This window comes from Acinetobacter bereziniae LMG 1003 = CIP 70.12, assembly GCF_000368925.1.
GTDB lineage: Bacteria > Pseudomonadota > Gammaproteobacteria > Pseudomonadales > Moraxellaceae > Acinetobacter > Acinetobacter bereziniae.
Genome location: NZ_KB849755.1, coordinates 1,671,531 through 1,691,492, shown reverse-complemented (window position 1 = coordinate 1,691,492; position 19,962 = coordinate 1,671,531). Strand labels below are relative to the sequence as shown.

The following is a 19,962-nucleotide window of genomic DNA, read 5'->3' as shown; positions in this document are numbered from 1 at the left end:
GATGTTAAGTGTTATAGATTAGGTCGCTAAAGATGGATTCGTGAGTTGCTCACGAATCCATTTTATATTTTCAGGGGTAAAAAGTTTTTCAATATTGCTCCAAATTGGATGAAAACCATAACCACCATGTTTCATTTCTTTTAATGCATCATCGACTGACCAATTCTCAAAAATAATACGGTACATGGCAACACTTGCACCCGTACGATCTGAGCCGTGATAACAGTGAATAAGAACCTTTTGCTGCTTTTTCTCAGCCGTTTGAATCGTTTTCATGACTTGAAGTAAATCATCACGATCGATTGCCCAAGTGTTGATTGGAATATGTACCAATTGAAAATCTTGTTGTGCCAAAACAGTTTTATCTCTATCACGGCTCCTTAGATTGATGACCACAGCAATATCATGCTCTTTTAAGGCAGGAATAATCTCTGTGCTGGGCTGTTCACTACGGAAAACGCTGTCACTGATACGATAAAAATTATGCTGTTTATTCACCACAGTACCCCATTGCTGTGGGCGTTGGTGATCAGGAAGTGCTGATGTCGTCATACAGCCTACAAACTGTAAACTTAAGCTGACTAAGACGGTAGAGGCGAGTAATTTCAATTTCATGATTATTTTACAAGGTAGCGGTCAAGTTCAACGGGATCATGCGCACAAATTATTTCGATGCGAGGCTCATTGTGTGCCAAACGTTGGATTTCAGAAAGTGTTTTTAAACGAGCGGTATTATTTTCTGCAAATAAGCGTTCAAGTTTATCCAATAGTGGAAGCTTATGATTTGGATCTAATTCCAAATGGCTGTAATAAGCATCCCCACAGAAGAATACCCATCCATTGTGTTGTTTAATCGCAATACCACAGTGTCCGGTGGTATGTCCCAGTAATGGAATCAATAAAATTTCATCATTAAATATATGAAAACCTTGAACCTTGTGAAAATTAAACCAAGATTCTCCATTCTTGGGCTCAAGAAAGTTCCAGTGACGATGATTTTTAAATTGTTGTGGGCGATAACGTAATTTATTCATCACCGATAGTTTTTGAGCGGCATTATATTCACTGGATAGAATATGAATCGTGGCTTGAGGAAAGTCTGAAATTCCTCCAGCATGATCTAGGTCTAAATGACTGACTAAAATATGTTTCACATCAGAAGGCTGAAAGCCGAGTTGTTGAATTTGTGCGAGTGCGGTCAGTGTAAAATCAAATTGAATAGCACTGACCTTTGAAAATAACTTGCCTAGGCGTACTTGAGGGTGAAGATAATCTTGGGTCCCAAATCCTGTATCAATCAGTACTAAGCCTTTATCGGTTTCAACTAAGAGGCAGTGGCAGACCATTTTTGCATGTAAGCCCTTTTGCCCATAAATGGGTGCACAGATTGGACACATCGTTCCACAATGTAAATGATGAATGTTGTATATCATAATGATGCTTTGTTTTTAGGATTGTGCTTTGTTTATAAACTGAATTGGAAAAAATACCAATCTAAAATAATCATAAACTACTCAAATCTCTACCTTGGAAGCGCATTTCAAAAGAGAAATCTTCAATTGGATCAATAATCACAACAAGGGCTTTGTTTGAAAATCAAAATTTTTATGCGCTGTATCTTCATAAATTAAGAGTTGAATTTAAGATTTTTTAAATAATTTTTTGATGATGGGGTAGGGTTGTATACAACTTTGTAACGAAGTTCGCATTTATTTTTAAAATCAGATATATCTTTTTGAATAAATTATGTTTGTAATATTTTGTTTTTATTAATTTTTATGTAAATTTAAAAATAATTTATAACGGCTATAGTAAATTTAATTAATTGATTAAATTTACTTAAGTTGGTGTTTTGCGTTGTTTAATAAGTGTTATTATTTAAAATTTCTTAATATAGGTGGGATGGAAGATGTTGAAAAGAACTGTATTTACCACGTTATTGTGTTTCCCTTTTGTTGTTTTTGCGGCGGATGTAGATAAAACAATTAAGCAAATTAATAAGGTTAAGGGTGTGAGTTTAGGCATGGGGGTAGTTGGGCGTACTGGAATGTATGTAGGAGAAAAAACAGAAGTTATCCCTGTTCCTGTTATTGCATATGAAAGTGATCGTTTTTTTGTTCGTGGTTTGTATGCAGGTGCTAATCTATATCAAAATCAGGTGGTTAAATTTAGTGCGATTGCAAATGCCAGTATGATGATTTTAGACGTTGATAAACTCAGTAGAAGAAAATTAGCAGAAAAAAATCTAAACAAATCTCAATTGGAAGACCGAGATTTAAGTGTTGATTTAGGTTTTGAAGGGCTTATTCATTCACCTTATGGCCAACTTTCTTTACAAGCTGTCAATGATGTTGGTGGAGCGAGTAAAGGTGCGGAGTTGCGTTTAAAATATGAATATTTTTGGAGTCTTACCCCAGAGCTCACCATTATTCCAAATGTTGGTGTAAATTGGCTCTCTGATAAGCGAGCAAATTATTACTATGGTGTATTGGATAGTGAAGTTGCTCGAGGTGTTACATCTTACAAACCAAATCAATTGCTTGTCCCGCAAGTTTCGCTAGGTGCAATCTATAATATTACAAAGAACATTAGTTTGAGTGGTGCAGTCAAGCAAGAGTTCTTACCCAATAAAGCCCAAAATGGACCTTTAATAAATGAAAAAACAACAACTATCTTTTATACGGGATTAACCTATAATTTTTGATGATCACATGATTAATATTAGAGTGATTAATGTTATTCATGTGACTTCGAGAAAGAGATCGCTTTAAAACTTAAATGTCCAGCGCTTATTCAAAAGCGCTGACATCGCCCACACCACGACGAACAATTTCTGGATTTACTCCAGAGAGATCGACAATACTAGTGGTGGTTAAAGTTCCCAAACCACTGTCAATAAATACATCAATGCGTTTTTCCAATAATTGTTCAATATCGTAGGGATCATCCATTGGTGCATCTTGACCGGGTAAAATCAAGGTACTTGTCAGTAAGGGTTCTCCCAACTCTTTTAACAGCATTTGACAGACAGGATTACTTGGAACACGTAGACCGATGGTTTTTTTCTTTGGATGCATTAAGCGACGCGGTACTTCACTGGTTGCAGGTAAAATATACGTGGTGACTGCAGGTGTATTGGCTTTAAGTAGTCGATACATTGCATTGTCTACTTTGGCATAAGTGGCGATATCTGATAAGTCAGCACAAATAATGGCGTATTGATGTTTGGCACCTAAGCCACGAATCTGAGCAATACGTTCCATCGCATTCTTATTTCCAATCTGACAGCCTATGGCATAAGCCGCATCTGTTGGATAGACCACAACATCACCTGCTCGAATTCTTTCTACAGCTTGACTAATTAAACGTGGTTGAGGATTGTCAGGATGTACTCTTAAATGCAGCATATTTATTCTCCTGATTTATTATCTATTGATATATGGTATTGAAAATAAATGGTTAAGAACACCATTATTTGTAATTTTATTTGAACTCATTCATATTTTAATAATATTAGAACGATGGCTCAGGTATTTTAGCTTTTGAATATGACATTCACTAAAATCTATGTCGATCTAGTGCGAATGAGTGGACTCTGATTGCAATTATATCGCCAGCCATAGAATCAAGATGGCGAAATGAGTTGGTAAAGATGTTTGAGTTAACTTATTTTGATTAACCATCTAAATCATTTCGGTTGAACTCACTGCTTTGTAATGTTTTGCCACCTCGAGTGTATGCACAAATACATTCAATAAAGTGTTTTGCATCGCGAGGAAGTTTAGTTTCACCTGAAAAAAAGTGTTGTACCTGAGCATAAACATGATCTTTAAATCTAGCACCATCACCCCCTTCTCCAGTGAGATTATCCAGTGAGACTCGAAATTTTCGTCCAAATGCTTTAGAGAATAACCATTCTATGGCTTGAGGTTTGATTTCAACCTGTTCAAACAATGCTTGTTGCTCAGCTGTACGTCCATCTGGCGCATACCAATAGCCTAAATCAGGTAACAATCGACGTTGTTCACCTGCAATGGTCCAATGACTAATTTCATGTAAAGCACTATTAAAAAATCCATGTGCAAATTGAATACGCGCAGGCTGGTCTTTTGTTGCAGGAAAATATTCAGGTTCAAAATCACCACGAACAAGTATTACATTTAGGTGGGAAAACCAACGATTAAAGTGTAAGATAAGCCAATCTACTTGCTGGGCTTCTGTTTGCAAATTCTCCCATTGGGAGCGTTGCACATCGGTCACTTCCAATGTGTTTTCAGAGGTTAAGCGGGTGTTAAATTGTAATGAAGTAGTGACTTCAGGTTGCGGCTGCAACTGATGCATGGCTTGTATTACTCAAGAGATCTGTCTAAATAAGTACAAAATTGTATCTTAATCTTTGACAGAGTACCTATGAATTTGTAGAATTGCCGCCTTAATTATGTCAGCAAATACCTTTCCGGCACAGATAGAGCCGTTTAAATGGGCTGAACAAGGCTTTACATGGTCAGGTACACTGCCATTGTCTCGCTTTGTTCGTATTTCCCGTGAAGCTGTTGGATCAATTGATGATCAATTGATCAATATAGACTGTAAGCTATCAATGGATGCGTATCATCGTATCGTATGGTTAGATGGTCATGTAGATACTAAAGTTCCAATGGAATGTCAGCGTTGTCTGGATTCTGTTGAAATTCCTCTGGTTTCTGATTTCCATTTGGCTTTAATAGATGATGAGTCACTGATAGAGCGCTTGGATGAGGATGCTGATTTCATCGTATTAGGTGAAAGTGAAGCAACAACCAAGGGAGATTATTTAACCAATACTCCTGCAACTGTTGATTTACTCGCGCTTTTAGAAGATGAATTGTTATTGTTGATGCCTTTGTCTCCTAAGCATGACGCTTGTGAACATAAGCATCAGCCAGCCGTTCAGGACATTGTTGAAGAAAAACGGGATAACCCGTTTGATGTTTTGGCAAGTTTGAAGGGTAAACTTAACTAAATTTTGTGTTATACTGTTAAGTTAAGACAACCGAATTTGTTCTGATCCATTTTTTCGATTTGTAAGGAGCCATCATGGCCGTTCAGCAAAACCGTAAAAGTCGCTCTCGCCGTGACATGCGCCGTTCACATGACGCTTTAACCGAGAATGCATTAACTGTAGACCAAACTTCAGGTGAAACTCACCGTCGTCACCACGTGACTAAAGATGGTTTCTACCGTGGTCGTCAATTATTCGCTAAAGCAGCTGATGCTGAATAATTGTTGACGCATTAGGCGTAAGCTTAGTGAAAAAATGGGAGCGAAAGCTCCCTTTTTTTTGTTTTGTATATGCGTATTTTTTGTTGTATTTCGCAATTAAATAAATTTTTTTTTTCTGTAAAATTGCCGCATCGGAAACGATCAAGATTAAATAAGGGACTTTTTATATGTCTGCCAAACGACTCGAACAAGCAGCTCAAGCAACAAAAACTGCATTTTTGTTTCCAGGTCAAGGGTCACAAAAAGTAGGTATGCTTGCTGAACTTGCAGAACAGTTTAGTGGTGTACAAGAAACCTTTGCTGAAGCTTCAGATGCCATTGGTTTTGATTTATGGCACATTGCGCAAAGTGGTGAGGGTTTAGATCAAACTGAAAACACTCAACCTGTACTATTAACAGCCAGTATTGCGCTTTGGCGTGTATGGTTGGATCTTGGTGGTGTTGCACCAAAGTATCTTGCAGGTCATTCATTAGGTGAGTACAGCGCCTTGGTTGCTGCAAATGCAATGACATTAGCTGATGCAGTTAAATTGGTCAATCTACGTGGTCAATTGATGCAATCTGCAGTACCTCAAGGGCAAGGTGCAATGGCTGCGATTCTCGGTTTGGAGGATGCAAAAGTCATTGAACTGTGTGAACAAGCCAATGTGCAAGGGCGTGGCTCAGTTGAAGCGGCAAACTATAATGCACAAGGTCAAGTTGTTATTGCAGGGGATAAGACGCTGGTTGAAGCGGTTATGGTTGCGGCAAAAGAGAATGGTGGCAAAGCGATTGCTTTACCAGTATCCGTACCATCTCATTGTTCGTTGATGAAACCTGCTGCTGAACGGTTTGCAGAAGCTTTGGAACAAACTGCCATTGAGCTTCCAAGTATTCCTGTAATACAAAATGTCAATGCTGAAATTGCCACAGATACCACACAGTTACGTCAGGCGTTAACAGCGCAATTGTACCAATCTGTACAGTGGACCAAAACCATGCAACTCATACAAGATCAAGGTATCCAGTATGTTGCAGAGTGCGGACCTGGTAATGTACTGGCAAATTTGGCAAAACGTTTACCTAATATTGAAAAAGCATTTCCACTTGATACGCAAGCACGTATGGAAGATGCACTGAATGCTATCTTAGTGGCTGAAGGGAAAATTGCATGACACAAGAACGTAAAGTTGCATTAGTGACAGGCGCAAGCAGAGGAATTGGTGCTGCCATCGCTCAACAATTAATTCAAGATGGTTATTTTGTTGTCGGTACAGCAACATCCGAAGCAGGTGCAGAAAAACTTTCTGTGACTTTTGCAGAGCAAGGTGTAGGCGCAGTACTTGATGTACGCGACGGCACAGCCATTGATGCATTGGTATCTGACATTGAACAAAAATATGGTTCAGTGATGATATTGGTCAATAACGCAGGGATTACCAAAGATAATCTATTATTGCGTATGTCTGAAGATGATTGGGACGATATTCTCAACATTCATCTCAAGGCTGTTTTCCGTTTGTCTAAACGTGTATTGAAAGGTATGACCAAAGCTCGCTTTGGACGTATTATCAATATTAGTTCTGTCGTTGCTCATTTTGCTAACCCAGGTCAAGCCAATTATTCAGCGGCAAAAGCAGGTATTGAAGCGTTTAGCCGTAGCCTTGCAAAAGAGATGGGTAGCCGTCAAATTACAGTGAACTGCATTGCTCCAGGTTTTATTGCGACTGAAATGACTGAGCAGTTAAGCGAAGACATTCGTAAAAAAATGAGTGATCAAGTTGCCTTAAACCGCTTTGGTCAACCACAAGACATTGCGGATGCTGTGAGTTTCTTGGCTTCTGACAAAGCTAGTTACATTACAGGCACAGTATTACACGTAAATGGTGGTTTATACATGGCGTAATGCGATGTATAAACTTTGAAAAAAGTAAATATTCAATTAAACTATCAGGCAATTAAAAGCCGCCACAAGCAATGAGGAGAATTCCTGTGAGCGATATCGAACAACGCATTAAACAAGCTGTTGCAGAACAATTAGGTATTAAAGCTGAAGAAATCAAAAACGAAGCATCTTTCATGGATGATTTGGGTGCGGATTCTTTAGACCTAGTAGAACTTGTTATGTCTTTCGAAAATGACTTCGACATCACTATCCCTGATGAAGATTCTAACGAAATCACGACTGTTCAATCAGCAATCGACTATGTAACTAAAAAACTTGGTTAATGTGTTGATTGTATAACACGTCGTTGTTATGCGTAAAAACCACCGTAAAGGTGGTTTTTTTATTGCTGGATATTTTTAAAGATGAAATCAAGCTTAATCACCTAAACAAAATATTTGATCATGCTGAAATAATTCTAAAATCAAAAAAATAGTGGTTACATACGGTTACTTTTCTGTCACTAATGACTACGCATTTCGCTGTATTTTTTCGCTATAAAAATAGAGTTTATAATTTTTTATAAAAGTTCACAGTAAAAACAAGTTCCAAATAAAATATGGAGAACATAAATGGGTCTTTTTGATTTCGTAAAAGGTATCGGTAAAAAAAATACAGCGCCTGCTGAGCCACAAGCTGCACCAGCAACACCAGCAGAGCCTTCTGCACAAGAAGTTGCGAACAAACTCCTTGGACTCGTGAAGAGTTTAGGTCTGTCTATTGACGGTTTATCGGTGAGTTATAATTCTGAAACAGACTTAGCTACTGTTCGTGGACAAGTACACAGCCAAGCAGATAAAGAGAAAATTGTTCTTGCGATTGGTAATGTTGATCATGTTGCTCAAGTGGATGATCAAATGACTGTTGCTACACCAGAGCCAGAAAGTAAATTCTATACGGTGAAGTCAGGTGATAATTTGTCAAAAATTTCAAAAGAATTTTATGGTGATCCAAATCAATACAATAAAATTTTTGAAGCAAACCGCCCATTACTGAAAAATGCAGATGATATTTTTCCTGGACAAGTTTTGCGTATTCCAGCTTAAGTGCTGTAGATAGAATTAAAGGCACTTCGGTGCCTTTTTTTGATTTTAGACTCAGTCTGGTTTTAATAAGGAGTGTCTTGGACTTGAATAGAGAAATGGCATAAAAAAGATCACATATAAAATGTGATCTTTTGAAAGAGTAGTTAGTTTAAATAAATGACGTAGTTGCGGGTTATTTTATTTGTTCGGTTGTGGTGTAAGACGTAAATAAGGTTTAACCGCCGTATAGCCTTTTGGGAAGCGCTCTTTCAACTCCGCTTCATCTTTGAGTGAAGGCACAATCACAACATCCTCACCATCTTGCCAGTTGGCAGGTGTCGCTACTTTATAATTATCTGTCAGTTGTAATGAGTCAATCACTCGCAAAATTTCATGGAAATTACGCCCAGTTGATGCTGGGTAGGTAATAATGAGGCGTACTTTTTTATTGGGATCAATAATAATTAAGGAGCGAACGGTTAAAGTTTCACTGGCATTGGGATGGATAAAATCATAAAGCGTTGAAACTTTACGATCTTTGTCTGCAAGTATCGGAAAGTTCACCTGAGTATTTTGTGTTTCGTTGATGTCGTTAATCCATCCGCGGTGTGATTCAACATCATCTACTGAAAGGGCAATAGCTTTTACGCCACGTTTTTCAAATTCACTTTTTAACTTTGCAGTATAGCCAAGTTCAGTGGTACACACAGGTGTGTAGTCTGCAGGGTGCGAAAACAGAATTCCCCAGCTGTCGCCCAAATAATCATAGAAGTGAATGGGTCCTTCACTGGATTCTTGGGTGAAATCTGGTGCAATGTCACCTAGTCGTAGCGTCATGATAAAAACCTCAAAATTAAAAAATCATCTGTTATTTAGCTCGTCCAAAATACTATTGCGCAGTTTTTTTATAATTAAAAATAGTGTTTTTTTATTTCTTTATGAAAAAAACAGATATGTTGGTGTGTTGATGTGAAAAAAACACAGAATTGCGCACGACCTCGCTGTAAATATCGGTTAAATTTGCTACATTAAGGCGCTTTAACTCATGCGTACCCAACTGGTCGTCAGATTTTTTTGATTGGATTTGTGCAAAACCCTTGTACTTCAAATTTCTAACACCATAATATCGTCTGAGAAAAATTTATTTTACAAGATTTAGAGAGTTTATATGTTGGCAAGTCTGATCGGAGGAATCTTCGGTACTAAAAACGAGCGCGAACTAAAACGTATGCGTAAAATTGTCGATAAGATCAATGCGCTCGAGCCGACGATATCTGCACTCAGCGATGCAGACTTATCTGCAAAAACTGAAGAATTCAAACAAAGATATAAGAATGGTGAAAGCCTAGATAAATTAATGCCAGAAGCATTTGCCGTATGTCGTGAAGCAGCAAAGCGTATTATGGGTATGCGTCATTATGATGTGCAGCTCATTGGTGGTATTACTTTGCACGAAGGTAAAATTGCTGAGATGCGTACAGGTGAAGGTAAAACCCTGATGGGAACTTTGGCTGTTTATCTCAATGCAATAAGTGAGCAAGGCGTTCACGTGATTACGGTTAACGATTATTTGGCACAACGTGATGCTGAATTAAACCGTCCGCTTTATGAGTTCTTGGGTTTAACGGTTGGCGTGATTTATTCAATGCAATCACCAATCGAAAAAGCTGAAGCTTATCGTTCAGATATTACTTATGGTACCAATAACGAATTTGGTTTCGATTATCTTCGCGATAACATGGTTTTCTCTATGGCAGAGAAAAAGCAACGTGGTTTAGTTTATGCGATTATTGATGAGGTCGATTCGATCTTGATTGATGAAGCGCGTACTCCGTTGATTATTTCTGGTCAAAGTGATGACTCATCACAATTGTATGTCGCAATCAATAGTATTCCACCTAAGCTTCATGCACAGAAAGAAGAAAAAGTTGCAGATGGTGGGCATTTCTGGATTGATGAAAAACAACGCCAAGTGGAAATGACTGAAGTCGGTTATGAAACTGTTGAAGATGAATTGATCAAAATGGGCTTGTTGGCTGAAGGCGAAAGCTTGTATTCACCATCAAATCTTAACCTTGTTCATCATGTCTCAGCAGCAATTCGCGCGCATTTCTTGTATCAACGCAATGTTCACTACATCGTACATGATGGTGAAGTGATTATTGTTGATGAAAATACAGGTCGTACCATGCCGGGACGCCGTTGGTCAGAAGGTCTACATCAAGCAGTTGAAGCAAAAGAAGGCTTGGATGTTCAACCTGAAAACCAAACTTTAGCGACAACAACATTCCAGAACTATTTCCGTTTATACAAAAAGCTTTCAGGTATGACAGGTACCGCTGATACTGAAGCTGCGGAAATGAAAGAAATTTATGGCTTGGATGTTGTACTTATTCCAACGCATCGCCCAATGATTCGTAATGACCAGAACGATTTAATTTATTTAAACCGTAATGGTAAATACAACGCGATTATTGAAGAGATTCAAAAAATCCATGAAGCTGGTGTTGCTCCAATCCTGATCGGTACTGCAACGATTGAAGCTTCTGAAATTTTATCGGATAAGCTTAAAGAAGCGGGCATTGCGCATGAAGTGCTGAATGCTAAACAGCATGAACGTGAAGCTGATATTATTGCACAAGCAGGTTCACCACGTGCTGTTACGATTGCGACAAACATGGCAGGTCGTGGTACAGATATTTTGCTTGGTGGTAACTGGAAAGCTAAATTAGCCAAAATTGAACAACCTACTGCTGAAGATGAAGCACGTCTAAAAGCAGAATGGGAACACAATAATGAAATGGTGTTGAGTTCAGGTGGTTTACATATCATCGGTTCTGAACGTCATGAATCTCGTCGTATTGATAATCAGTTGCGTGGTCGTTCTGGTCGCCAAGGTGACCCTGGTGTTTCACGTTTCTTCTTGTCTTTAGAAGATGATTTAATGCGTATTTTCGCAGGTGATCGTGTTGTTGCAATGATGCGTGCAATGGGTTTACAAGAAAACGAAGCTATTGAGCATAAGATGGTTTCTCGTTCGATTGAAAATGCGCAGCGTAAAGTTGAAGCACGAAACTTTGATATTCGTAAAAATTTATTGAAATATGATGACGTCAATAATGAGCAACGTAAGATTATTTACTCTCAACGAGATGAGATTTTAGAAGAGAGTTCACTTCAAGATTATATTGAAGAAATGCATCGCGAAGTTGTAAAAGGTTTGATTGAGACTTATATTCCACCAGAATCCATCCATGATCAATGGGATATTGATGGTCTGGAAAATGCATTAAAAGAAGATTTAGGTATTGATCTTCCTGTTAATCGTTGGTTGGAAGAAGACCGCCGTCTTGATGAAGAAGCTTTGGTTGAGCGTATTTCTGATGAGATTGTTGAACGTTATCGTGGTCGTCGTGAGCAAATGGGTGCTGAAACAGCAGCGACTTTAGAACGTCACTTCATGTTGGGTTCATTAGATCGTCATTGGAAGGATCATTTGGCTGCGATGGATTATCTACGTCAAGGCATTCACTTACGTGGTTATGCACAAAAGAATCCTGAGCAAGAATACAAGAAAGAAGCATTTAACTTATTCGTTAATATGTTAGGTGTAATTAAGTCAGATGTGGTGACTGATATTTCTCGTGTTCATATTCCAACACCTGAAGAGCTTGCTGAAATGGAAGCTCAACAACAAGCACAAGCAGATGCAATGCGCTTGAACTTTGCTCATGATGAAGTAGATGGTTTAAGTGGTAATGTGACCAATGATATCGTTGATGCACAATTTGCAAATGACGATGTGGTTGAGCCACCAGAAAGTCGCAATGCACTATGCCCATGTGGTTCTGGGCTGAAATATAAGCAGTGCCACGGTAAAATTAATTAAACCGACTGAAAATTCAATAAAAAAGCAGAACAATTGTTCTGCTTTTTTTACAAGTTATTACGGTGAGTTAATTTTGATTGCAGGAAATATAATAAAATGGTATTAAGTTGCTCAATTGAATAGATATTCGGAAAGACAATGAAAAAACTATTACAACCTTTATTTGTTGCAACTTTAGCCCTTCCAGTATTGGCATTTGCAGATACAGCACCACAAACCACCACTGTAGAAAAAGTACAAGCAGCGACAGGTGCGGTAACAGCGCAAGCAGAAGTTAAAAACGAAACAACCACAGTGATTAGCCCACGTACGGGTATTCGTTATACTTTGGGGAATACGGGTGGACGTCCAATTATTCTCAAAACAGCAGCAATTGCGGCAGTGACACCTGCGACAGTAAATCGAGTTGTTGCATCAAATCCAGCACTTTCAGCATCTAGTCAAGAAAAAGTGAAACAAGCGTTATTGGCTGTGGATACCACAGCTCCAGCGCAACAATAACAAGCGATAGAAAGTATGAAGCCAGTAAATTTACTGGCTTTTTTTATTTTATATTCAGATGAATAAACATTTCTTATAGTAAAAATAAATAAGCTTTTTAATAAGCTCGATTTTTAGCAAGAATTCTAATAAGCTGTTGTTCTTATTTAACTCATATGGACATTTAAAAATGGCTGTTGGTGACGTGTCTATGCCACATATGCATGTGGTGCAAGGTGTAAAAATTGGCTCTGCTGAGGCGTATGTCCGTTATCCTAATCGACGAGATTTAGTTATTTTTGAATTTTCAAAAGGTACCAATGTTGCTGGGGTATTTACCCAAAATGCATTTTGTGCAGCACCTGTTCATGTCTCTAAAGCGCATTTGGCACAGGCGAATCCTCGTTACCTCGTGATTAATACAGGGAATGCTAATGCGGGTACGGGAAAATTAGGTATGCAAAATGCTCAATTGACCTGCTTAAAGCTTGCTGAATTGGCACAAGTAGAGGCTTTTGAAGTCCTGCCATTTTCTACAGGTGTTATTGGTGAACAATTACCAATTGAGCGCCTAACTCAAGGATTACAACCTGCTTTAACGAGTTTGAAGGGGGATGCTTGGAACGATGCCGCAACTGGAATCATGACCACGGATACCACACCTAAAGGTGCTTCAGAGCAATTTGAGCTGGATGGTATTACTTATACCATGACCGGCATTTCTAAAGGTGCAGGTATGATTCGTCCAAATATGGCAACCATGTTGAGCTTTGTAGCAACAGATATGCCTATTGCACGAACACTTGTACAAAAGATGCTGAAAGTTAGTGCAGACCAATCATTTAACCGTATTACGGTGGATGGTGATACATCAACCAATGATTCATGTATTTTTGCAGCAACCGGATGTGCTGGTGGTGTAGAAATCACTACAGAAGATGATGTCCGCTATACGGTAGTGCTTGAGGTTTTATCCCGTGTAATGAAGCGTTTGGCGCAACTGATCATTCGTGATGGCGAGGGAGCAACCAAATTTATTACTGTGGCAGTTGAGGGTGGTCATAATACACAAGAGTGCTGTGATATTGCATATAGTATTGCGCATTCACCACTTGTAAAAACGGCAATTTTTGCATCTGATCCAAACTGGGGACGTATCCTTGCAGCAATTGGTTATGCAGGTGTGAAAGATCTAGATGTTGAAAAAATTCAAGTTTGGTTGGATGAGGTACAGATTTGTAAAGATGGTGGTGCTGCAGAAGATTATACTGAAGAAGCAGGCGCGCGCGTGATGTCACAAACTGAGATGACTATCCGTGTAGATCTTGGGCGAGGACCAGCCAAAGATACCGTCTATACCTGTGATTTATCCTATGACTATGTAAAAATTAATGCAGACTATCGCTCTTAAACATTGATATTTGAATTGAGCCTCATTCGTGAGGCTTTTTTATAACAAAACATTTTTCGAGATGAATTTATGTGCAGTAAAAAGTACAATAAATTCACACAGGTATACCGCTAGCATGATGCCAGCGACAAGGGATGAGAAGACCTCTTATGAATGATGCGAATAATTTAATTGCCAACGAAGCAAAATCGATTGTGCAAGCGCATTTAGATCGTTTGGGTGAGCCAAAGGACAATCGTTTAAGTCCAGAGCTGAAACAACAAAAGTTTGATCAAATCAAGGCTGAACTGGAAAAGCAAAATGCCGTTTTAGTGGCGCATTATTACTGTGATCCGGAAGTGCAAGAACTTGCAGAAGCGACTGGGGGATGTGTTTCAGACTCTTTAGAAATGGCACGCTTTGGTCGAGATCATGAGGCATCCACACTGGTTGTCGCTGGTGTTAAATTTATGGGAGAAACTTCAAAGATTCTTTCCCCTGAAAAAAGAGTATTAATGCCAACACTAGAAGCGACTTGTTCACTGGATTTAGGTTGCCCAGTAGATGAGTTCACAGCATTTTGTGATGCTCATCCTGAGCACACGGTTGTGGTTTATGCGAACACATCGGCAGCAGTTAAAGCACGTGCAGATTGGGTTGTGACTTCAAGTTGTGCTGTTGAAATTATTGAACATTTAGACAGTCTGGGTGAAAAAATTATTTGGGCACCAGATCAACATTTAGGACGCTATATTCAAAAGAAAACGGGCGCTGATATGTTGTTGTGGGATGGTGCTTGTATCGTGCATGAGGAGTTCCGTGCGCGTGGTATCGAAAAGATGAAAGCCTTGTATCCAAATGCTGCTGTTTTGGTGCATCCTGAGTCACCTGAGTCGGTGATTGATATCGCAGATGCTGTAGGCAGTACTTCACAATTAATCAAAGCAGCGCAGACACTATCGCAAGATACCTTGATTGTGGCTACAGATCGTGGCATTTTCTATAAAATGCAACAAGCCGTACCTCATAAAACATTAATTGAAGCACCAACAGCAGGTGAAGGAGCCACATGTCGTTCTTGTGCACATTGTCCTTGGATGGCAATGAATGAACTCGATGGAATCTTGGCAGTTTTACAAAATGCTGATCAAGAAATATTTGTTGATCCAGCCTTAGCAGAGCGTGCAAAATTGCCATTAGATCGTATGTTGAACTTCAGTGCGCAATTGAAACGTTAAAAATTGTATAAAAAACACCTGAAATGCTTGATTAATATACATTTGACTTGTTTTTTTAACTTTTTTTCAAGATAGGTGTTGACGTCTTGTGGCGTCACGCCTAGAATGCACACCGTACCGCACGATGTGCGATACACTAAAGCTGAGATGAACGGAGCATAGCACAGCCTGGTAGTGCACCTGGTTTGGGACCAGGGGGTCGTAGGTTCGAATCCTACTGCTCCGACCAATTCTTCAAGGCAAGGTAACGGTGATATCAGTATCATTGGTCATGCGCCTGTAGCTCAGTTGGATAGAGCATCCGCCTTCTAAGCGGATGGTCACAGGTTCGAATCCTGTCAGGCGCACCATATGTTGCTTGATATTATAGAGCCTAAAACTTAATGTGACGGTGGATGTAGCTCAGTTGGTAGAGCCCCGGATTGTGATTCCGGTTGTCGTGGGTTCGAGCCCCATCATTCACCCCAATTCCTTAAGTTCGTTGTAAGTTCGGAGCATAGCACAGCCTGGTAGTGCACCTGGTTTGGGACCAGGGGGTCGTAGGTTCGAATCCTACTGCTCCGACCATTTAAGTTAAAGCTTAAATATAAATTATCCGCTTTGAAGCGGGTTTTTTATGCCTGAAATTTGTATTGCTTCAATCCATATAAAAAATGAAGACAAAAAATAGACCTCTGTTGAGATCTATTTTGAATAAAAGAAAATGATTAAGGAATAATAATCACAGCTACGCGACGATTTTCAGCCTTATGCTCTTCAGTATCATTGGATTTAAGCGGTTGATCAGATCCCTTACCAATGATTTGAATATTTGCCGGATTAAATTTTTCTGCAATAAAAATATCAGAGACATTTTGAGCACGTTCTTTGGATAACTTTAAATTGTATTCAGGATTACCGACATTATCAGTATGACCTACAATTTTTAGTTTATCTAAGTGATATTTATTGAGTTGTTTCGCTAAACGAATCAACTCAACTTGATGTTCTGGCTGAATATTGGATTCATTAAAACCAAACAACAAGCGTTCAGGTAAGCCTAAGCTCCAACCTTCATCCGTCAATACGAAACCTTCTTTCTTGAGTACGCGTGCTTGCTTATAGCTTAGACCACCCAGGTTCATACAGCCTGTGAGAGCTAAGCAAACGAAAGCAAGAATAGAAAGACGTATATTTTTTGCAATCATAACAATCCTCTAAACATTAAGAATGATAAATGAACCAATGGTGTTGTAGCGATTTTGCTTTATACATAGCTTGATCTGCTTGAGAAATTAAGTCTTCTGGACTAGAGGCTTTACTTGAAATAGCAATGCCTAGACTGAAACTAAAATAAATCTCTTGTCCTTTGTAAATTAAAGGATCTTCACAACATTTAATGAGATTTTCTGCAATAGAAATTAAATGCTCAATTTTAGAAATTGAACGCAAAATTATTGCAAATTCATCACCGGCAAGACGTGCAACGAAGTCATCTTGACGAATATGACGTCTTAAACGAACCGCCATCTCTTTTAACACTTCATCACCAACCAAGTGTCCATACTGATCATTAATGGCTTTAAAATTATTATTATCAATAAACAGTAATGCTAAATTTTGGCGTTGATGAGCATCATCAAATAAACTACAGAGCACTTGATAAAAATAACTACGGTTTGGCAGTTGTGTTAAGTGATCATGTTGAACTTGATATGAAAGCTCGCTATTTTCATTTTGAAGATGTGTATGCCAAGACTGGATTTCATCAAGGAGTTGGTTAAAAACACTATTTAACTCTTGGAACTCTTTAACATCACTTTTAGGGAATCTTAAGTTATAAGCTTTTTGATTTCTTAAAAGTTGCGCGATTTGGATAATTGGAGAAAATGAGCCCATGATATGACGGTAGGTGAGATTAACAGACCACCATACCGCAAAAACCATAAATAGCATTCCAAATGCTAGACCTAGAAAAATTTTAAAGATAAACATTAAAATTTCATTCGAGCTACCATATAAAACAACTTGTCCAACAAATTGTCCTTGGTGTTGCACATTCAATTTAATTGCATCTTTTAAAAAAATATGATCAAAAATATTTTGAATATAAGAATAGTGTTCAATATTTTTTAAACTTTGTGCAACCTTTTGTCCTTGCGCATCGTATACCTCTATAAGACGTACAGAATGCTGGAAAGTATATTCATTGATAATTTGTGAAATCGCGATTTTGTCTGAGAATACGAGTGCTGGTTGCACACGTTCAGAAACTGTACGACTGATTAATAGTAAATTTTGTTTTGCATAAGACTCAACTGTAAAGACTGAAATCGTGACAAAAGTTGATGTGCAAATAAATAGCGTGATTGCAAAAGTTGTAAATTGTGATTTACGAAAAAGCGTTTGCAAAGAGCTCGATTTAAAAAACTTATTGATCATGATTTTAATCCGAATTTTTTGCGAGTAACAAAACACGCGGATCAACATGTATTTTAGATCGAGCTAAGCTATCTAAATTAACTTTAAAAATAGTATTCCCTGTTTTGTTGGTAGAGAGGCAAAAAACACTTCCTATTTCACACTCAGCATTATTTGAGCTAAATGATAAAATTGTGGAGTTCAAGGATTTATCAATTAATGTCTGCTCAGCTTGCGCGGTGATATTCGAAAAGAATACTGCATCGCAGTGACGACTTTTTAAATCTGTTGCATGAATAGCATTTACACTAAAAGATGATTTGTTGGATTTTGCGTAATTAGAAAATTGAGTAGCATAATTTGGATTGTCTGCAACACATAATTCAGGTGAGGGTGTATTCCACTTTGCATAACTCAAAATGGATAAGGTCATCACAAAAATATTATGCGACGAGTTGGCCCAGGAATAATTGCAGCACAAGAGCAAAATTCCTAAACAGAATGTTTTTCTATTTATAAGAAGGGCCATATTTTACTTAATTTATTTAATGATAAAATCATTTGAAATAGTTTAAAGAAAAAATTCAAATATAAATAGGTCAAAATTTAAATAAAAATTTTAAAATATGATTAATAAAAATACAACTGAGCACTAAAATCAAAAATAATTAAAAAAGGGGGTTGTGTTAGGTTAGGAATGCTGTAGAATGCACATCCATCGGCGGTGATGAAGATTAAAACTTCTAATAAAACAATGACTTGGTTGAATTGATTAAGTTGGATTTTAGAAAAGAAGTTTAAAAAATAATTTGAAATCACAGTTGACTTTCTAGAGATAGAGAGTAATATAGCCGACCTAGCTTGATGCTGACGAAGCATGAAGAAGATCATTAAGAGAATATGAAGAACAACTTGTGTGGATTTTTACTGATTGATTGATCGAAATATTATCATTGATTGATTGGTTTAAATTACTCGAAGTTTATTTGAGAGAATTTGTCAGTACATTGATGAGCCAGAATTGTGACCTTAAGTCACTAATGATTTTAACTGAAGAGTTTGATCATGGCTCAGATTGAACGCTGGCGGCAGGCTTAACACATGCAAGTCGAGCGGGGAAGGTTGCTTCGGTAACTGACCTAGCGGCGGACGGGTGAGTAATACTTAGGAATCTGCCTATTAATGGGGGACAACATCTCGAAAGGGATGCTAATACCGCATACGCCCTACGGGGGAAAGCAGGGGATCACTTGTGACCTTGCGTTAATAGATGAGCCTAAGTCGGATTAGCTAGTTGGTGGGGTAAAGGCCTACCAAGGCGACGATCTGTAGCGGGTCTGAGAGGATGATCCGCCACACTGGGACTGAGACACGGCCCAGACTCCTACGGGAGGCAGCAGTGGGGAATATTGGACAATGGGGGGAACCCTGATCCAGCCATGCCGCGTGTGTGAAGAAGGCCTTATGGTTGTAAAGCACTTTAAGCGAGGAGGAGGCTCTTTTGGTTAATACCCAAGATGAGTGGACGTTACTCGCAGAATAAGCACCGGCTAACTCTGTGCCAGCAGCCGCGGTAATACAGAGGGTGCGAGCGTTAATCGGATTTACTGGGCGTAAAGCGTGCGTAGGCGGCTTTTTAAGTCGGATGTGAAATCCCCGAGCTTAACTTGGGAATTGCATTCGATACTGGGAAGCTAGAGTATGGGAGAGGATGGTAGAATTCCAGGTGTAGCGGTGAAATGCGTAGAGATCTGGAGGAATACCGATGGCGAAGGCAGCCATCTGGCCTAATACTGACGCTGAGGTACGAAAGCATGGGGAGCAAACAGGATTAGATACCCTGGTAGTCCATGCCGTAAACGATGTCTACTAGCCGTTGGGGTCTTTGAGACTTTAGTGGCGCAGCTAACGCGATAAGTAGACCGCCTGGGGAGTACGGTCGCAAGACTAAAACTCAAATGAATTGACGGGGGCCCGCACAAGCGGTGGAGCATGTGGTTTAATTCGATGCAACGCGAAGAACCTTACCTGGTCTTGACATAGTAAGAACTTTCCAGAGATGGATTGGTGCCTTCGGGAACTTACATACAGGTGCTGCATGGCTGTCGTCAGCTCGTGTCGTGAGATGTTGGGTTAAGTCCCGCAACGAGCGCAACCCTTTTCCTTACTTGCCAGCATTTCGGATGGGAACTTTAAGGATACTGCCAGTGACAAACTGGAGGAAGGCGGGGACGACGTCAAGTCATCATGGCCCTTACGACCAGGGCTACACACGTGCTACAATGGTCGGTACAAAGGGTTGCTACCTAGCGATAGGATGCTAATCTCAAAAAGCCGATCGTAGTCCGGATTGG

19 protein-coding genes, 4 tRNA genes and 2 other annotated features are annotated in these 19,962 nt (G+C 39.0%); of the genes, 15 read left to right on the top strand and 8 right to left on the bottom strand.

What is annotated here, in order from left to right; genetic code table 11:
• Positions 1-18: 18 nt before the first annotated feature.
• Together F938_RS09685 and F938_RS09680 are read right to left on the bottom strand one after the other, a co-directional pair.
• The gene (locus F938_RS09685; protein ID WP_005031138.1) at positions 19-615 is read right to left on the bottom strand and encodes a dual specificity protein phosphatase family protein; all 597 of its coding nucleotides are present in this window, start codon (positions 613-615) and stop codon (positions 19-21) included.
• A 2-nt stretch (positions 616-617) separates the two neighbouring features.
• The gene (locus F938_RS09680) at positions 618-1,433 is read right to left on the bottom strand and encodes an MBL fold metallo-hydrolase (RefSeq protein ID WP_005031136.1); all 816 of its coding nucleotides are present in this window, start codon (positions 1,431-1,433) and stop codon (positions 618-620) included.
• Positions 1,434-1,909: 476 nt separating this feature from the next.
• Here F938_RS09680 and F938_RS09675 point away from each other — a divergent pair, with 476 nt between their 5' ends.
• Positions 1,910-2,704 carry a MipA/OmpV family protein gene (locus F938_RS09675; RefSeq protein WP_005031134.1) on the top strand — a complete coding sequence of 265 codons (795 nt, stop codon included), beginning with the start codon at positions 1,910-1,912 and terminating at the stop codon, positions 2,702-2,704.
• Positions 2,705-2,789: 85 nt separating this feature from the next.
• On the opposite strand, the gene F938_RS09670 is transcribed toward F938_RS09675, so the two are convergent.
• Both F938_RS09670 and F938_RS09665 read right to left on the bottom strand, forming a co-directional pair.
• Entirely contained in the window at positions 2,790-3,407 is a 618-nt protein-coding gene (locus F938_RS09670) for an L-threonylcarbamoyladenylate synthase (RefSeq protein ID WP_004830246.1), read from the bottom strand.
• A gap of 268 nt (positions 3,408-3,675) precedes the next feature.
• Positions 3,676-4,341 carry an elongation factor P hydroxylase gene (locus tag F938_RS09665; protein WP_005031132.1) on the bottom strand — a complete coding sequence of 222 codons (666 nt, stop codon included), beginning with the start codon at positions 4,339-4,341 and terminating at the stop codon, positions 3,676-3,678.
• 97 nt (positions 4,342-4,438) lie between these two features.
• On the opposite strand from F938_RS09665, the gene F938_RS09660 reads away from it, so the two are divergent.
• The 6 genes from F938_RS09660 (at position 4,439) to lysM (ending at position 8,232) form a co-directional block, all read left to right on the top strand.
• Positions 4,439-5,002 carry a YceD family protein gene (locus F938_RS09660; protein ID WP_005031131.1) on the top strand — a complete coding sequence of 188 codons (564 nt, stop codon included), beginning with the start codon at positions 4,439-4,441 and terminating at the stop codon, positions 5,000-5,002.
• A gap of 74 nt (positions 5,003-5,076) precedes the next feature.
• Entirely contained in the window at positions 5,077-5,262 is a 186-nt protein-coding gene (rpmF, locus tag F938_RS09655) for a 50S ribosomal protein L32 (RefSeq protein WP_004830240.1), read from the top strand.
• A 167-nt stretch (positions 5,263-5,429) separates the two neighbouring features.
• A complete protein-coding gene (gene fabD, locus F938_RS09650; protein ID WP_005031129.1) occupies positions 5,430-6,416 on the top strand; it encodes an ACP S-malonyltransferase in 987 nt (328 codons plus the stop codon).
• On the top strand, positions 6,413-7,147 hold the full coding sequence (gene fabG / locus F938_RS09645) for a 3-oxoacyl-ACP reductase FabG (RefSeq protein ID WP_005031128.1): 735 nt from the start codon (positions 6,413-6,415) through the stop codon (positions 7,145-7,147). The genes fabD and fabG overlap by 4 nt, the downstream gene beginning before the upstream one ends.
• An 86-nt stretch (positions 7,148-7,233) precedes the next feature.
• Positions 7,234-7,470: an acyl carrier protein gene (gene acpP, locus F938_RS09640; protein WP_004723957.1), complete on the top strand. Its 237-nt coding sequence runs from the start codon at positions 7,234-7,236 to the stop codon at positions 7,468-7,470.
• 288 nt (positions 7,471-7,758) lie between these two features.
• On the top strand, positions 7,759-8,232 hold the full coding sequence (lysM, locus tag F938_RS09635; RefSeq protein WP_005031126.1) for a peptidoglycan-binding protein LysM: 474 nt from the start codon (positions 7,759-7,761) through the stop codon (positions 8,230-8,232).
• Between the two features lie 177 nt (positions 8,233-8,409).
• Here lysM and F938_RS09630 read toward each other — a convergent pair whose 3' ends face one another.
• A complete protein-coding gene (locus F938_RS09630; RefSeq protein WP_004830231.1) occupies positions 8,410-9,048 on the bottom strand; it encodes a peroxiredoxin in 639 nt (212 codons plus the stop codon).
• A gap of 331 nt (positions 9,049-9,379) precedes the next feature.
• On the opposite strand from F938_RS09630, the gene secA reads away from it, so the two are divergent.
• From secA to F938_RS09590, 8 genes are all read left to right on the top strand, one after another.
• Entirely contained in the window at positions 9,380-12,100 is a 2,721-nt protein-coding gene (gene secA, locus F938_RS09625) for a preprotein translocase subunit SecA (protein WP_005031125.1), read from the top strand.
• 138 nt (positions 12,101-12,238) lie between these two features.
• A complete protein-coding gene (locus F938_RS09620) occupies positions 12,239-12,601 on the top strand; it encodes a hypothetical protein (RefSeq protein ID WP_004830228.1) in 363 nt (120 codons plus the stop codon).
• A gap of 169 nt (positions 12,602-12,770) precedes the next feature.
• Entirely contained in the window at positions 12,771-13,991 is a 1,221-nt protein-coding gene (gene argJ / locus F938_RS09615) for a bifunctional glutamate N-acetyltransferase/amino-acid acetyltransferase ArgJ (RefSeq protein WP_005031122.1), read from the top strand.
• 149 nt (positions 13,992-14,140) lie between these two features.
• A complete protein-coding gene (nadA, locus tag F938_RS09610; protein ID WP_005031120.1) occupies positions 14,141-15,208 on the top strand; it encodes a quinolinate synthase NadA in 1,068 nt (355 codons plus the stop codon).
• Positions 15,209-15,360: 152 nt separating this feature from the next.
• Positions 15,361-15,437: transfer RNA gene (locus tag F938_RS09605), tRNA-Pro, on the top strand.
• Between the two features lie 44 nt (positions 15,438-15,481).
• Positions 15,482-15,558 (top strand) — tRNA-Arg (locus F938_RS09600).
• Between the two features lie 41 nt (positions 15,559-15,599).
• Positions 15,600-15,675: transfer RNA gene (locus F938_RS09595), tRNA-His, on the top strand.
• Positions 15,676-15,698: 23 nt separating this feature from the next.
• Positions 15,699-15,775 (top strand) — tRNA-Pro (locus tag F938_RS09590).
• A 140-nt stretch (positions 15,776-15,915) separates the two neighbouring features.
• On the opposite strand, the gene F938_RS09585 is transcribed toward F938_RS09590, so the two are convergent.
• The 3 genes from F938_RS09585 to F938_RS09575 are packed head-to-tail and all read right to left on the bottom strand — an operon-like array spanning position 15,916 to position 18,041.
• Complete coding sequence (locus tag F938_RS09585) at positions 15,916-16,395, bottom strand: outer membrane lipoprotein YfiB (RefSeq protein WP_004830223.1); 480 nt, start codon at positions 16,393-16,395, stop codon at positions 15,916-15,918.
• 16 nt (positions 16,396-16,411) lie between these two features.
• The gene (locus tag F938_RS09580; RefSeq protein ID WP_004830220.1) at positions 16,412-17,629 is read right to left on the bottom strand and encodes a diguanylate cyclase DgcN/YfiN; all 1,218 of its coding nucleotides are present in this window, start codon (positions 17,627-17,629) and stop codon (positions 16,412-16,414) included.
• 4 nt (positions 17,630-17,633) lie between these two features.
• Positions 17,634-18,041, bottom strand: a complete 408-nt coding sequence (locus F938_RS09575) for a regulatory sequestration protein YfiR (protein WP_009584663.1) — start codon at positions 18,039-18,041, stop codon at positions 17,634-17,636.
• A gap of 622 nt (positions 18,042-18,663) precedes the next feature.
• Positions 18,664-19,535 (top strand) — a sequence feature (16S ribosomal RNA rRNA prediction is too short).
• Between the two features lie 60 nt (positions 19,536-19,595).
• Positions 19,596-19,961, top strand: a sequence feature (16S ribosomal RNA rRNA prediction is too short).
• The last annotated feature ends 1 nt before the right edge of the window (position 19,962 follow it).